The organism is Micromonospora sp. NPDC005553 (assembly GCF_042871765.1).
In the GTDB taxonomy this organism is placed as follows: domain Bacteria; phylum Actinomycetota; class Actinomycetes; order Mycobacteriales; family Micromonosporaceae; genus Micromonospora.
Window position 1 is genome coordinate 31669 of record NZ_JBIAJD010000005.1, and the last position, 14290, is coordinate 45958.

General features: G+C 69.9%; 14 protein-coding genes. 4 read left to right on the forward strand and 10 right to left on the reverse strand.

Features of this window, described 5'->3' with window-relative positions; genetic code table 11:
• Positions 1–7: 7 nt before the first annotated feature.
• The 6 genes from prcB to ACFYPG_RS20890 form a co-directional block, all read right to left on the reverse strand.
• Positions 8–847, reverse strand: coding sequence for a proteasome subunit beta (prcB, locus tag ACFYPG_RS20865; protein WP_355007948.1), 840 nt, complete (start codon positions 845–847; stop codon positions 8–10).
• The gene (locus tag ACFYPG_RS20870; protein ID WP_387353489.1) at positions 766–1437 is read right to left on the reverse strand and encodes an endonuclease VII domain-containing protein; all 672 of its coding nucleotides are present in this window, start codon (positions 1435–1437) and stop codon (positions 766–768) included. The genes prcB and ACFYPG_RS20870 overlap by 82 nt, the downstream gene beginning before the upstream one ends.
• Before the next feature lie 6 nt (positions 1438–1443).
• Complete coding sequence (locus ACFYPG_RS20875) at positions 1444–1659, reverse strand: ubiquitin-like protein Pup (RefSeq protein ID WP_030332902.1); 216 nt, start codon at positions 1657–1659, stop codon at positions 1444–1446.
• Positions 1660–1767: 108 nt separating this feature from the next.
• Positions 1768–2871 carry an acyltransferase family protein gene (locus ACFYPG_RS20880; RefSeq protein WP_387353491.1) on the reverse strand — a complete coding sequence of 368 codons (1104 nt, stop codon included), beginning with the start codon at positions 2869–2871 and terminating at the stop codon, positions 1768–1770.
• Positions 2872–3108: 237 nt separating this feature from the next.
• The gene (gene dop, locus ACFYPG_RS20885) at positions 3109–4626 is read right to left on the reverse strand and encodes a depupylase/deamidase Dop (RefSeq protein ID WP_372432995.1); all 1518 of its coding nucleotides are present in this window, start codon (positions 4624–4626) and stop codon (positions 3109–3111) included.
• A gap of 37 nt (positions 4627–4663) precedes the next feature.
• Positions 4664–6289: a DUF2142 domain-containing protein gene (locus ACFYPG_RS20890; protein ID WP_387353493.1), complete on the reverse strand. Its 1626-nt coding sequence runs from the start codon at positions 6287–6289 to the stop codon at positions 4664–4666.
• A 102-nt stretch (positions 6290–6391) separates the two neighbouring features.
• Here ACFYPG_RS20890 and ACFYPG_RS20895 point away from each other — a divergent pair, with 102 nt between their 5' ends.
• Complete coding sequence (locus ACFYPG_RS20895) at positions 6392–6796, forward strand: GtrA family protein (RefSeq protein WP_355007942.1); 405 nt, start codon at positions 6392–6394, stop codon at positions 6794–6796.
• Positions 6797–6860: 64 nt separating this feature from the next.
• Here the strand turns inward: ACFYPG_RS20895 and arc are convergent, their stop codons facing one another.
• Positions 6861–8645, reverse strand: a complete 1785-nt coding sequence (gene arc, locus ACFYPG_RS20900) for a proteasome ATPase (protein ID WP_030332887.1) — start codon at positions 8643–8645, stop codon at positions 6861–6863.
• A gap of 178 nt (positions 8646–8823) precedes the next feature.
• Here arc and ACFYPG_RS20905 point away from each other — a divergent pair, with 178 nt between their 5' ends.
• Positions 8824–9117 carry a ferredoxin gene (locus ACFYPG_RS20905; protein ID WP_266242041.1) on the forward strand — a complete coding sequence of 98 codons (294 nt, stop codon included), beginning with the start codon at positions 8824–8826 and terminating at the stop codon, positions 9115–9117.
• A gap of 49 nt (positions 9118–9166) precedes the next feature.
• On the opposite strand, the gene ACFYPG_RS20910 is transcribed toward ACFYPG_RS20905, so the two are convergent.
• From ACFYPG_RS20910 to ACFYPG_RS20920, 3 genes are read right to left on the reverse strand one after another with little or no spacing between them, the layout of a single operon-like run.
• Positions 9167–9739 (reverse strand): hypothetical protein, encoded by a 573-nt coding sequence (locus tag ACFYPG_RS20910; protein ID WP_355007941.1) that lies wholly within the window; start codon positions 9737–9739, stop codon positions 9167–9169.
• 46 nt (positions 9740–9785) lie between these two features.
• Positions 9786–10787, reverse strand: a complete 1002-nt coding sequence (locus ACFYPG_RS20915) for a tRNA (adenine-N1)-methyltransferase (RefSeq protein WP_387353495.1) — start codon at positions 10785–10787, stop codon at positions 9786–9788.
• On the reverse strand, positions 10784–11875 hold the full coding sequence (locus ACFYPG_RS20920; RefSeq protein WP_387353927.1) for a site-2 protease family protein: 1092 nt from the start codon (positions 11873–11875) through the stop codon (positions 10784–10786). The genes ACFYPG_RS20915 and ACFYPG_RS20920 overlap by 4 nt, the downstream gene beginning before the upstream one ends.
• 141 nt (positions 11876–12016) lie before the next feature.
• Between ACFYPG_RS20920 and ACFYPG_RS20925 the strand changes: the two genes are divergently transcribed.
• A complete protein-coding gene (locus tag ACFYPG_RS20925; protein ID WP_357223810.1) occupies positions 12017–12934 on the forward strand; it encodes a PD-(D/E)XK nuclease family protein in 918 nt (305 codons plus the stop codon).
• Positions 12935–13304: 370 nt separating this feature from the next.
• Positions 13305–13991 carry a response regulator gene (locus ACFYPG_RS20930; protein WP_387353497.1) on the forward strand — a complete coding sequence of 229 codons (687 nt, stop codon included), beginning with the start codon at positions 13305–13307 and terminating at the stop codon, positions 13989–13991.
• Positions 13992–14290 lie beyond the last annotated feature (299 nt).

Consider the following 14290-nt stretch of genomic DNA (forward strand, 5'->3'; position numbering starts at 1 on the left):
GCGGGTCTCAACCGCCCGGGTTCTCCATCCGGCCGGCAACCACGCCCTCGGCGATCGCCGCCGTCTCGGGGTCGGTCAACCGGCGGGTGCCCTCGGCGGTCGCGGTCATCACCACGGGGTAGATCCGGCGGGTCAGATCCGGCCCACCGGTCGCGGTGTCGTCGTCGGCGGCGTCGTAGAGCGCCTCGACCGCCAGCCGCGTCGCGTCCTCGACGGACAACCCGGCCCGGAACCGCTTCTTCAACGCGGACTTCGCGAACAGCGACCCGGACCCGATCGCGTCGTAGCCGGTCTCCTCGTACGGGCCACCGGTCACGTCGAAGCTGAAGATCCGACCGGCTCGCGCCGGGTCGGAGGCGGCCAGGTCGAACCCGGCGAAGAGCGGCACCACGGCCAACCCCTGCATGGCCGCCCCCAGATTGCCCCGGATCATCGAGGCCAACCGGTTGGCCTTACCGTCCAACGAGAGCATCGCGCCCTCGATCTTCTCGTAGTGCTCCAGCTCCACCTGGAACAGTCGCATCAGCTCGATGCCGATACCGGCGGTGCCCGCGATGCCGACCAGCGAGTACGCGTCAGCGGGGTGCACCTTCTCGATGTCGCGCTGCGCGATCAGGTTTCCCATGGTGGCCCGTCGGTCGCCCGCCATCACCACACCCTCGGCCGCCGCGATGGCGACGATGGTGGTCGCGTGGGGCGCCAGGTCGGCGGCCATGCCCGGCGGCAGCGGTCGCCGACCGGGCAACATCTCGGGGGCCACCCGACTCAGAAACGTCGTGAAGGAGGACGTCCCCGCGTTGGTGAACACATCTGGAAGACGCCCGGATGGATCAAAGCCCGCTGCCACGTGGTTCCTCTCAGGTACGTGATCGCCCTGGCCAGCCTCATGGGACTGTCACGGAACTGGCCAAGACCACCGTTGCAGTTGAAGCAGAGTATCCCGCGCACCCATCCGGTGCGATGATCGTGGTCCAGATGTTGCGGGTCGGCGCCGCCACAGATCGCGCAGACCCCGCCCTGCTCGACCAGGAGCTCCTGAAACTCCTTCTCACCCACGCCATACCGCCGCTGCAGGTGGTACTCGCGCGTCCCGCCGTAGAGTCGCTGCGCCGTCTCCTTGCCACGGGCATTATGGCAGGGTTTGCAGTAGCTGTGCCGGCCGCTGGCCTTGGTAGTGGTGGTGGGAAAGTCGTCCAGAGCCTTGATCTGCTCGCAGTCCGGACACCACTTGAGACCTTCACCGACGGGCGTGGGCGACTTTCGCTGTGGGGCGATGCCGCGCTTGCGCCGGCTCGCCTCGGACCGGACGGCGGCACAGGCTTTGCAGTAGAAGGCGAGACCATCTACCCGTCGGCGGTCACGGTGGAACTCCGTACCGGCCAGCGTTCTCCTGCACTGCGGACACGTCTTGTCCGGGAGGCCCAGCGAATCGGACATATGCCCCTATTGACCCCCTTTCTGGACGTAGCCCCTCACGAACTCTTCTGCGTTCTCTTCGAGGACGGAGTCGATCTCGTCGAGCAGGTCGTCGACGTCCTCGGTGATCTCGGCGTGCCGCTCGGCCACCTCGGGGTTGGCCTCGGTGGTGACGTCCTCGATTTCCTCGCCCTGACGGGACTTGCCGGACTGCGACTGGCCGCCGCTGTCATGAGTGGCCATGGCTGTCTCCTCCACGATCGTCTGAGAAGAAATCTACCCCGTGCACACGACAGAAAGCCCTCACGTCCGCCGTGTTCGGGTCGGGGGCCTTCAATTGCCGTGGAGCGGTCAGCTCCGAGAAGACGAGGCGTCTGCCGGTGCCGGGCCCGGCACCGGCACCGGGACCCGCTCCGGCTCACGCTGCTCCTCCCCCGACGCCTCCGCCGGAGATGCCCCGCGCCGCAGGCGGGGTGTCCAGTCCTTGAACCGCAACGCCTGCTTCTCCACCAGATGCCAGGACAGGAACGCCAGGACGACGGTGAAGACCATGACCACCGCGAAGTAGCCGACGAACCCCCAGGCAGCCGCCCCCAGCCAGGCCAGCATCTGCTGCACGACGAAGGAGTAGATGTAGATGCCGTACGAGTAGTCGTTCTTCTGGCCCACGCGGTGCAGCAGCCGTGGCAACCGGACCGCGAGGTAGAGGATGGCGTACTCGTAGGCGAGCAACGCCGGGCCGAACAGGTGGCCCTCCAGGGTCTGCCAGCCGGTCACCACGATGGCGAGCACGCCCAGGACGTCGCTGATGGGCAGCTTGTCGCTGTAGAGGTCCGCCACGGCACCCACCAGGAACATGAAGCCGAACCGCAGGAACCAGATCTTGCTGAGTGTGCCGAGCAGCGGCAACGTGCCGACGGAGCCGCTGGTGAAGTACGTCGATCCGCCGAAGCGCAGCGCCTCGTACTGGTTCCACAGCAGCAGACCGAAGACGAGAACGGCGGCCGCGAGCACCAACCAGCGGGCACGGCGCAGCACCGCCACCACGGCCAGCGAAGCCACGATCAGGTAGCAGAAGATCTCGTAACTGAGCGTCCAGAGTGAGCCGTCGAGGACGCTCTTACGCACCAGGTCGCCGTACGGCGTGTCCCGGAAGACGTCCATGATCCCCTGTTGGCGGTAGCCACCCCACCAGTTCGCCTGCAGGAAGTTGACCACGCCGGCCGGGTGCCGCCACAGGCCGTCCAGATTGCCGCGATCGACGTACCAGACGATCGGGGCCACCACGAAGCCGATGAACAGCAGACACACCCAGAGGCCCGGCCAGATCCGCAGGGCACGGTGCCACAGGTAGCGGGGCAGGCTGGCCCGCCGGGCGCTGCGGGTGATGAGGAAGCCGGAGATGCCGAAGAAGCCGGCCACCCCCAGACCGGCCACGTCGACGACCTCGGTCAACGGTCGGGCGTACCCTGATCACCGCGGTGTGCGCGAGAACGACCGCGACGGCGAAGCAGAGCCGCAGGAAGCCGAAGCTGTTGGCACGCCCGGCGTACGCGTTCGACAGCGGTACAACGGTCATCGCACGCAGGCCAACCTGCCGGGCTGAGGGGAGCATCGCATCACCGTGTGGGTCGACGGATCGGGGGACGGCCTAGCATGCCACAGAGCGATTCCCGGCGGAGGCACCGGATCTCAGCCCCCGGTCAACGTCTCCAACAGGTCCTTGGCGCTGGCGCAGCGATCGAACAACGCCCCGACGTGCGCGCGGGTGCCCCGCTCGGGTTCCATCATCGGCACCCGGACCAACGACTCCCGGCCCACGTCGAAGATCACCGAGTCCCAGCTCGCGGCGACCACCTCGGAGGCATACTGGGCGAGGCAGCGACCGCGGAAGTAGGCCCGGGTGTCCTCCGGTGGCTCGGTCATCGCGCTGCGCGTCTCGTCGTCGGTGAGCAGCGTCTTCATCGCCCCCCGGCTGACCAGGCGGTGGTAGAGGCCCTTCTCCGGCCGGACGTCGGAGTATTGGAGGTCGACGAGCTGGAGCTTGTGCGCGCCCCAACCGAGCTTCTCCCGTTCCCGGTAGCCCTCCAGCAGCCGCAGCTTGGCCACCCAGTCCAACTCGTCGGCGCAGAGCATCGGATCCCGGCCGAGCCGGTCCAGGACGCTCTCCCAGCGGTCGAGCACGTCGATGGTCTGCTCGTCGGCGTCGGTGCCGTACCGGTCGTCGACAAAGGACCGGACCCGCTCCAGGTACGCCCATTGCAGGTCGAGGGCGGTGAGCCGGCGGCCGTCGCGCAGTCGCATGCGGTGCGTCAGGGCGGGGTCGTGGCTGACGGCGCGCAGCTCGCTGACCGGGTCGGCGATGCCGAGGTCGGCGCCGAGGGCCTTCTCCTCGATCATGGTGAGGATCAGCGCGGTGGTGCCGACCTTGAGGTAGGTGGAGATCTCGGAGAGGTTGGCGTCGCCGATGATGACGTGCAGCCGGCGGTACTTGTCGGCGTCGGCGTGCGGCTCGTCCCGGGTGTTGATGATCGGCCGCTTGAGGGTGGTCTCCAGGCCGACCTCGACCTCGAAGAAGTCGGCACGCTGGGAGATCTGGAAACCGCTCTGGCCGCCGTCCTGGCCGATGCCGACCCGACCGGCGCCGCAGACGATCTGCCGGGTGACGAAGAACGGCGTCAGGTACGCCACGATGTCGGCGAACGGCGTCTGCCGGCGCATCAGGTAGTTCTCGTGGGCACCGTAGCTGGCGCCCTTGTTGTCGGTGTTGTTCTTGTAGAGGTGGATCGGCTGGGTGCCCGGGATGGTGGCGGCCCGGCGGGAAGCCTCGGCCATCACCCGCTCGCCAGCCTTGTCCCAGCGAACGATGTCCCTGGGGGTGGTGACCTCGGGAGTGGAGTATTCGGGGTGCGCGTGGTCCACGTAGAGCCGTGCGCCGTTGGTGAGTATCACGTTGGCCAGGCCCAGGTCTTCGTCCGCGAGGGCCTCGGCGGGGTCGTACGCGGCACCGGAGTAGGTGAAGCCGCGGGCGTCGCGCAGCGGCGACTCTTCCTCGTAGTCCCACCGGGCCCGGCCGCCCCGGTTGAGTTCCGGGCGTGCCCCGTAGGCGTTGACCACCTGCGATGAGGTGACCATCGGGTTGGCTCCGGCCTGCCCGGGCACGGAGATGCCGTACTCGACCTCGGTGCCCATGATCCGTCTTACGCTCATCGACCTACCCGCTTCGCTCGCCCGACCCGGTCCACCGTCAGGTCGAGCGTAGTCCGCCCTGAGCACCTGCACTCTGTAGGTGAGTGCCGGCGGGCCGCGACAGTTCGCTGGATTCGGTGTCGGAATGCTCAGCGGGCGGCGTCAGGTCGTCGGTCGCGGCGGAGCCGGTGGTCCAGACGAGCCACCCGAACAGCACCAGGCCGACGCTTGCGCTCAGCAGCGGGATCACCGAGCCGACCACCGGGTGCCAGTCGCCGGCGAGGGGGTTGAGGCTGCTCAGCCCGATGTTGGCGGGCAGGCCGTTCTGCCAGCGGACCATCGTGTACGCCAGGCAGAACAGCTGGATCGGCAGGAGCAGCAGCACGGCGAGTCGGGTGAACGAGCGGGCCCGGGCCACCTCGAAGCCGCGTTGTTCGGCGACCCACGCGGCGTAGAGCAGAACGCCGACCAGCATGGGCAGCATGTAGCGGCCCTGGGTGACGAAGCCGCTCTCGTTGACCAGGGCGATCTGCATGAGGGAGGGAACGGCCACGCCGCCGCCGAGCAGCACGAGCAGGCGCCACCGGTCGAGCGTGCTGCCCCAGACGACCCCGATGAGCAGCAGCGCTCCGGCGACGAGCTGCCAGATCAGGTAGGGCGGGGCGGGCATCCGGGTGTCCAGCCAGGAGGTGACCCCGACGATCTGGTCGAGGTATCCCCGCCACCGGTCGGCCTCACGCAGGGCCGCCTGCCCGTAGGTGAGCCGGTCGGCGGAGTAGTTGCCGAGGTCGGAGGTCTGCTGGCGGACGGACCAGGCGAGCACGGCGAGGGTGGACAGGACGATGCCACCTGCCCAGAGCTGCGCGGCCCGGTCCCGTAGTAGGCCGAGGAGGTTGCCGCGGCGCAGCGGGAAGGCGAACGCGATGAAGGCGGTCGCCAGCCAGAGCGGGCCGGTCTGGCGCAGCACCGCGAGGAGTAGCGCGCTGATCCCGACGAGGACGATGAGGCCGCGCCGTGGGCCGGGTGGGCCGAGGAGCAGGGGGATGACCGCGCTGAAGAAGGCGATGCCGGCGGCGATCTCCAGGCCGTTCGGGTTGACCGCGCTGGCCATGTGCACGGCCATCGGGGTGGTGACGACGAGCAGGGCGCCCATCATGAGGCCGCGGCGGGACCGGTTGCGGATCACGACGTACGCGCAGGCGAGCAGCGCGGCGGAGCACAGGGCGCTGATCATGCGGGCGAGCAGGACGCCGGACCAGCCGGGCCAGAGCACAGTGGGTGCGCCGACGAGGGCGTAGTAGGCGGGGAAGTAACGACCGGCCCCGGTGCCGGCGCGAGTCGGTGTGTCGTCGCTGCCGGGGGGCTGGGCGCAGGCCGCCGAGACTTCCTTCTTGAACTGCCAGCACTGCTCGCGGACGAGACCACCGGGAACGGTCTGGAAGGCGCCGGTGCCCTTCTTCGCGTCGGCGGGCGGGGGCGCGATCTGCCCGGCGGCGACGCCGGCCGCTCGGACGATGTGCTCCCGCTCGTCCGGGGTGCCGTCGTACGGGGCGGCCATCGACCAGGCGAAGATGATCAGGAAGAATGCGGCGAAGGCGAGGGCCCAGTGTCGTCGGCCTGTGCTGATGGTGGCCGCCGGGCTTCCGCTGGTGGCCGGCAACGTCACTCTTCCGGGATCAGGCACGTCAACCTCGCGGCTCGCGCGGGCAGGCCCCGCTGGGTAGATGGACAGACGATAGACTCCCTCGTCGTCCTCACCGCTCCGGGTCCCCCCTTGGAGAACTCTTTGCTGTCACCTGTTGCCGAGTCCGTCCGCCACCTGTCCCGACACAGCGCTGTGCGGTTTCTGGTCGTCGGGGGTCTGAGCGTCGCCGTGGACACGGGATCACTCTTCGTGTACCACGGAGTTCTCCGGATCGTCCTGCCGGTTGCGGCCGGGATGTCGTTCCTGACCTCGTTCTGGGTCAACTTCGGGCTGAACCGGGCGTGGTCGTTCGGCTCGTCCGCCCAGATGGTGCCGCAGGTGGGGCGCTACTTCGCGCTGGTCCTCGCGAACCTGACCGCCAACGTGGTGCTGGTGTCCGCGTTGACCTGGGCGGGCACGCCGTACCTGCTGGCAAAGCTGTTGGTGACGGCGTCGCTGTCGGCGGCGAATTACGTGGTGTCGAAGCGGTGGATCTTCGCTGCCTGACCGCCGCTCTGGAATACCCGCAGCGAGGGTGCCCACCGGATGGTGGGCACCCTCGCTGCTGGGGTCAGAGGTACTGGCCGGTGTTGCTGGCGGTCTCGATGGACCGGCCGGCCTCGGCGCCCTTGCCGCCGGAGACGAGCGTGCGGATGTAGACGATCCGCTCGCCCTTCTTGCCGGAGATGCGCGCCCAGTCGTCGGGGTTGGTGGTGTTGGGGAGGTCTTCGTTCTCGCGGAACTCGTCGACGCAGGCGTCGAGCAGGTGCTGAAGGCGCAGCCCCTTGCGACCCGAGGTGAGGAACTCCTTGATGGCCATCTTCTTGCTCCGGTCGACGATGTTCTGGATCATCGCGCCGGAGTTGAAGTCCTTGAAGTAGAGGACTTCCTTGTCACCGTTGGCGTAGGTGACCTCGAGGAATCGGTTCTCCTCGGTTTCTGAGTACATCCGCAGCACCACGGCGTCGATCATCGCCGCGACGGTGGCCTGGGGGTCGGTGCCGTGTTCGGCCAGGTCGTCCGGGTGCAGGGGCAGCCCGGAGAGGATGTACTTGGAGAAGATGTCCTTGGCCGCCTCGGCGTCCGGTCGCTCGATCTTGATCTTCACGTCGAGGCGACCGGGGCGCAGGATCGCCGGGTCGATCATGTCTTCCCGGTTGGAGGCGCCGATGACGATGACGTTCTCCAGCCCCTCCACGCCGTCGATCTCGCTGAGCAGCTGCGGAACGATGGTGTTCTCCACGTCGGAGGAGACACCGGAGCCACGGGTTCGGAAGATCGAGTCCATCTCGTCGAAGAACACGATCACCGGCGTGCCCTCGCCGGCCTTCTCTCGGGCGCGCTGGAAGATCAGCCGGATGTGCCGCTCGGTCTCACCGACGTACTTGTTGAGCAGCTCCGGGCCTTTGATGTTGAGGAAGAAGCTGGTGTGCTTCTCCTTGCCCTGCCGCTCGGCGATCTTCTTGGCCAGCGAGTTGGCCACCGCCTTGGCGATGAGCGTCTTGCCACAGCCGGGTGGGCCGTAGAGCAGGATGCCCTTGGGTGGGCGGAGCTGGTGCTCACGGAACAGGTCCGCGTGCAGGAACGGCAACTCCACCGCGTCGCGGATCTGCTCGATCTGCGACTGGAGGCCACCGATGTCGCCGTAGTCGACGTCGGGCACCTCCTCCAGGACCAGCTCCTCGACCTCGCTCTTCGGGATCCGCTCGTACGCGTACGCCGAACGGGGCTCGATCATGAGCGAGTCGCCGGCCCGGATCGCCGAGCCGATGAGCGTCTCGGCGAGGTGCACGATGCGCTCCTCGTCGGAGTGGGAGACCACCAGCGCCCGGTCGCCCGGCCCGCCGTTCGGCCCCTCCAGGATCTCCTTGAGCATCACCACTTCGCCAACCCGCTCGTAACCGAACGCGTCGACGATGTTGAGCGCGTCGTTGAGCAGGACCTCCTGGCCGCGCCGCAGGTCACCCACATCGAGCGAGGGCGAGACCGCGACCCGTAGTTTGCGGCCACCGGTGAAGACGTCCACCGTGCCGTCCTCGTGCTTGGCCAGGAAGACTCCGTAACCGCTCGGCGGTTGCGCGAGCCGGTCGATCTCCTCCTTGAGCGTCACGATCTGCGTGCGAGCTTCCTTGAGGGTGCTCACCAGCCGGTCGTTGTTCTCGGTCAGCCGCGCCAACTGTGCCTGGGTGGCCGCCAGCCGCTCTTCGAGCTGCCGGACGTGTCGGGGGCTTTCGGTCAACTTGCGCCGCACCAGGGCGAGTTCCTCTTGCAGGAACGCGACCTGCGTGGAGAGATCGTGGGCTTCCTTCTCCCACCGTGCGGCGCGCGAGTCCGCGTCGTCGCTACGTGCTGCCACGTCCCACCTCCCCGGGGGGCTTGAACGTTCTGCCCTAACACTAGCCGCTATGAGGCCGATTCGGTCCCACGCAACACCCTCGTCACCGAACCTTGATCGCCAAGGGTGGCCTGACGGGCCGTTACCGGCGTTCGGGTACCGTCGGAGCGTGGGACGGGAGAACATGGGGGGTGCACAGGTGGCCGAGGTCGCGACCGACGAATTGCAGGTCTGGGTCGACCAGGACCTCTGCACGGGCGACGGGCTCTGCGTGCAGTACGCGCCGGAGGTGTTCGAGTTCGACATCGACGGCCTGGCCTACGTCAAGGGCGTCGACGGTGAGCTGCGGATGGCACCGGGCAGCCGGGTCGACGTCCCCGCGCACCTGCGACTCGAGGTGATCGACTCCGCGAAGGAGTGCCCGGGCGACTGCATCCACGTGGTGCGTGGCGACGGCGTCGAGGTCGCCGGCCCGGACGCCGAGGACGACTGACCCACCGGCCGGGCCGCGCGGCCCGGCCGGTTAAGAACTGGGGTACGCCTCAGAGCATCGGACGGCCGACCACCGAGGCGACCAACCGCGCGAACTCCTCCAACCGGGCGATCTGCCCGGCCCCGCCGTCGTCGAGGGTCTTGCCGAAGCGCAACGCGTCGTGCCGGGGCGTGCCGGGCATCTCCTCACTCGGCGGCGCCTCGTCCAACGAGGTGAGCAGCAGATAGACGTCGATGCTGTCGACCCGGATCTCGCCGCTCTCGGCACGGTTGAGCCGCCGCCGGCAGCCCACCTCGGTCACGGTGGAGACCGGCACCACCCGCAGCGACGACGTCATCGAGCCCGGGGGGCCCTCCTCCGGCGGTACGTCCTCACCGTGCCAGAGGATGAGCCGGCTGCCGTCGCAGACCACGACCTCCTGCCACACCCCGTTGACCTCGTTGACGAAGCGTTCCAGGGTGAAGCCGAGCACCGACGCGCCGCGCAGCACGCCGCCGAGCGCCTCCAGGGCGACGTCCGGGTCGCGCAGGTAGGCCCGCGCCGCCGACTCCAGGTCCTGGTAGGGCGACCAGTCGGGAAAGACCGCGGGGAGGTCTCCACCGCCGTAGCCCGGTCGGCTCATGCCAGCGTCTCCCCCTGCTCGGCGCTGCCGACACCCAGCTCGATGGTCACGGCCTGTCCATCTCCCCCGCACCGTTGGGTTGCGCGCCCGCCGCCTGCGCGGCGGCGGCCTGTCGGGCCGCCTCCGCCTCACGCAGGTCCTGACGGCGCTGCGCGTACGCCTCGGTGCCCTTGCTGGGCTTGCGGCGGCGCGGCGGCGCGGTGACCCCCGGGGCCAGCTTGCGGGCGGACACCAGGAAGGCGGTGTGCGCGATCATCCGGTGGTCCGGACGGACGGCGAGGCCCTCCGCGTGCCAGTCGCGCACCAGGGACTCCCAGGCCCGGGGCTCGGTCCAGCCGCCGCGCTCGCGCAGCGCCTCCACCAGCTCGGACAGCTGCGGTGTGGTGGCGACGTAGCCGATGAACACCCCACCGGGCACCAGCGCCCGCTCGACCATGTCGAGGGTCTCCCAGGGGGTCAACATGTCCAGGATGATCCGGTCGAAGCCGGTCTCCCGGCACTGCGCGACGTCGCCGACGTGCAGGTTCCACGAGGGGTGCGGCCCGTTGAAGAACGCCTCGACGTTGCGCTTGGCGATCTGGGCGAAGTCGTCGCGCAGCTCGAACGAGTGCAGCTCGCCCTCCGTGCCGACTGCTCGCAGCAGGGAGCAGCTCAGCGCGCCGGAGCCGGCGCCGGCCTCGAGGACCTTCGCGCCGGGGAAGATGTCGCCCATCGCCACGATCTGCGCCGAGTCCTTCGGGTAGATCACCTGGGCGCCGCGCGGCATGGACAGCACGTAGTCCGACAGCAGCGGCCGCAGGGCCAGGAAGGCGGTGCCCCCACCGGAGGTGGTCACCACGCTGCCGTCGGGGAGCCCGATCAGCGCGTCGTGGGCCAGGATGCCGCGGTGGGTGTGGAACTCCTTGCCGGGCTCCAGCGTCACGGTGTGCATCCGCCCCTTGGGGTCGGTCAGCTGGACCCGGTCGCCGGGCCGGAACGGCCCACGGTGCACGGGTGTCAGCGCCGGATTGGCGGGGTCGGCGGCGACGGTGGAGGGAGTTGCGGTCACGGTGTCATCTTCCGGTTGGGTTCAAGGAGCTGTGCCAGGTCCGCGATGTGCAGAATGCCGACGACATCTTCGCCTGACGTCACCACGTACTGTGCGCCCGGGTAGGTCTGTACGGCCTCCATCACCCGCTCGCCGTCCCACCCGAGCGACAACGTGGGAAGAGTGCCCAGCGACCGGGCGACGGCGTCGACCGCCAACCACGGTCGGCGCTCGACCGGCACCGCGTCGGCGGCGGCCGGGTCGACCAGCGCCACCGGTCGACCGGTGGAGTCGGTGACCACCAGCGCGGCGTCGGGCTGCACGCTTTCGGCGCGGCGGCGCTGGGCCTCGGCCAGTGGCGTACCGGTGGGCACCGGCCAGACCGGACGGGCCAGCCGGGCGAGGTCGATCAGCGGGAACCGGCGGCTGACCCGGGCCGCCCGGATCGACTGCCCGGCGCCACGCCAGAGGGTGACGGCGACCAGGAGCATCAGCGGCAGCGCCAGCGGCGCCAGTCGCCGCTCGACGGTGAGCAGCACCACCAGGGCCGCGGTGCCGACGGCGACGATCCGGCCGGCCCACCCGGCGACCTCGGTGCCGAGGTGCCGGTCGCGGGTCAGCCCCCACACCGCGGCGCGCAGCGCCCGGCCGCCGTCGAGCGGAAGCCCGGGCAGACTGTTGAACAGGGCCACGATGACGTTGCTGACCGCGAGCTGGAAGGCGAGCTGGTGCGCCACGGTCCCCTCGGGCAGGGCGAGCGTGGCGGCGACCGCCAGGACGCCGAGCACAGCGGAGACCGCCGGGCCGGCCAACGAGACCAGCAGGTCGACGCGGGGCGACGGGGCGTCGCGGTCCATCTCGGTGTAACCGCCGAGCAGCTCCAGGGTGATCCCGCGCACACCGATGCCGTACCGCCGGGCGGTGAGGGCGTGGCCCAGTTCGTGCAGCAGCACCGAGCCGAGCAGCGACACGACGAACCCGAAGCCGATCAGGTAGCCGCTGAGCTGCGACAGGTCCAGTTGTCGGCGGGCGAACTCGCCGTACAGCACAGCGATGAGCACCGCGAGCAGGACCATGGAGCCGTTGAGGTACAGCGGCACCCCGAACACCTTGCCGACGTTCAGGCCGAGACGTCGGTCCGGTCGGCGCGGCGGCCTGGTTGTCTGCTCCATCGCCACGATGCTACGGACCGTCGCTGGGCGGGGCGGGGCGGCGGTCGGTGTCATACCGGTGCCCTAACCTTTGCCGACATGACGGCGGAATCGGTCACCACCCCCCAGCCCTCCCCCGCGGCGCAGGCGCCGCCGACGGTGCGGGCCTCGCTGTCCCCGTCGCGGGCGGCGGATTTCAAGACCTGCCCGCTGCTCTACCGGTTCCGCAGCATCGACCGGCTGCCCGAGCGCACCACCATCGAGCAGGCCCGGGGCACGTTGGTGCACGCGGTGCTGGAGCGCCTGTTCGACCTGCCGGCCACCGGCCGCACGCCGGAGGCGGCCGGCGACCTGGTGGCCCCCCAGTGGGACCGGCTGGTCACCGAGCAGCCCGAGCTGGCCGGGATCTTCGACGGCGCGGAGCCGGCCGGCCCCGTGGAGTTCCTCCGCTCCGCCGCCGGGCTGTTGCAGGGTTACTTCGCGGTGGAGGACCCGACCCGGTTGGAGCCGGCCGAACGCGAGAGCCTGATCTCCGCGGTCGTCGACGAGGAGCTGCTGATCCGGGGCTACCTCGACCGGCTCGACGTCGCTCCGGACGGCGCGCTGCGGGTGGTCGACTACAAGACCGGGGGTGCGCCGCGGGAGGCGTTCGAAGCGCGGGCGCTGTTCCAGCTGAAGTTCTACGCCCTGGTGCTGTGGCGCACCCGGGGGGTGGTGCCCCGGGTGCTGCGCCTGCTCTACCTGCGCGACGCCGAGGTGTTGGATTACACCCCGGACGCCGACGAGCTGGTCCGCTTCGAACGCACCGTGGTGGCGCTGTGGCGGGCGATCGAGCAGGCCACCGCCCGGCAGGATTTCCGGCCCCGGCCGAGCCGGCTCTGCGACTGGTGCAGCCACCAGGCGCTCTGTCCCAGCTTCGGCGGCACACCGCCGCCGTTCCCGGTCGCGGCGGCGGGCGCCGACCCGCTGCGCGACTCCCGGGCGGCCACTCCGGTCGCGCCGGGTGCCGACGAGTGACGGCCTCCTAGGGCCTGCGTCAAAGTCCTCGGTCGAGCCGAGGTGGAGTCCAGGCGGCGGTCCGGCGAGGCGGAGATTCGTTCGGATACCGGTGTTGCATCCGAACGAATCTCCAACGCGGCCGGTCGTCGCCTGGGCCCGCCGCAGGCCGGCCAGGGGCTTTGACACAGGCCCTGAGCGACGCGTACGCCCGGCGCGGCGATTCAGGCCGCCGGGATCGCCTGCCGCACGTGCAACGACCCGACAGCAATGGTGCCGCCGCGGTCGGGACAGGACGACCGGCTGGCCTCTACGGTGATCCGCGACGCACCGGCTCCGGTGCGCGAGGATGACCGGTGCGCGCCAGGACGTCGGCGGGACGGGAGAGCAGATGAGCGATCAGGCGCCCTCGGCGCGGCCGGTGCGGATCCTGCTCGCCGACGACCAGCCGCTGCTGCGGACCGGGTTCCGGATGGTGCTGGGCGCCGAGAGCGACCTGGACGTGGTGGCGGAGGCCGGTGACGGCGTGGAGGCGGTGGAGTTGTCCCGCCGGCTGCTGCCCGACGTCGTACTGATGGACATCCGGATGCCCCGGATGGACGGGGTGGCGGCGACCCGGGCCATCGTCGACGCCCGGCTGCCGGTACGGGTGCTGGTCCTCACCACCTTCGACCTGGACGAGTACGTGGTGGGCGCGTTGCGGGCCGGCGCCAGCGGGTTCCTGGCCAAGGACGTGCCGGCCGAGGATCTGATCGCGGCGATCCGCACTGTCGCCGGCGGGGACGCGGTGGTGTCGCCTCGGATCCTGCGGCGCCTGCTGGACCGCTTCGCCGAACTGCTGCCCGACCCGGCGGCGGCGCCGGCGGCGGCGCTCAACGCGCTCACCGACCGGGAGCGCGAGGTGCTCGTGCAGGTCGCCCGAGGGTTGTCCAACGCCGAGATCGCGACGGTCCTGTCGGTGAGCGAGACCACCATCAAGACGCACGTCGGGCATGTGCTGACCAAGCTGCGGTTGCGCGACCGGGTGCAGGCGGTGGTGCTGGCGTACGAGTCGGGGCTGGTCCGCCCCCGGGCGTAGTTGCGCCGGCTGAGGTACCTCACCCGGCGTACTCGAAGATCCCTCCGTGGGGGGACGGCCGGCGTTGCAGTCGTCACCTACCGTGACCGGAGACGGCCTGGTTCGGTTGACCCTCCTGTGGCGTCAGGTGCAAGTGTCGGTGCTGCCGCCGCTGTGTGGGAAAACGGTCGACCGGCCGTCGACTCAGGGGCAACCCTGATGCGATATGGGGGTGCACCCGCAGCGGGAAATCCGCTCCGGGTCCCCCCAGGGTCGGACGGGGCGGGCGTATTCGGCACCGATGATTGAGCAGTCGCGCC

Excerpts from the sequence above, each read along its gene's own strand:
- ACFYPG_RS20870 (WP_387353489.1), bottom strand. The coding sequence starts at position 1,437 with ATGTCCGATTCGCTGGGCCTCCCGGACAAGACGTGTCCGCAGTGCAGG.
- ACFYPG_RS20875 (WP_030332902.1), bottom strand. The coding sequence starts at position 1,659 with ATGGCCACTCATGACAGCGGCGGCCAGTCGCAGTCCGGCAAGTCCCGT.
- dop (WP_372432995.1), bottom strand. The coding sequence starts at position 4,626 with ATGAGCGTAAGACGGATCATGGGCACCGAGGTCGAGTACGGCATCTCC.
- ACFYPG_RS20910 (WP_355007941.1), bottom strand. The coding sequence starts at position 9,739 with ATGAGCCGACCGGGCTACGGCGGTGGAGACCTCCCCGCGGTCTTTCCC.
- ACFYPG_RS20925 (WP_357223810.1), top strand. The coding sequence starts at position 12,017 with ATGACGGCGGAATCGGTCACCACCCCCCAGCCCTCCCCCGCGGCGCAG.
- ACFYPG_RS20930 (WP_387353497.1), top strand. The coding sequence starts at position 13,305 with ATGAGCGATCAGGCGCCCTCGGCGCGGCCGGTGCGGATCCTGCTCGCC.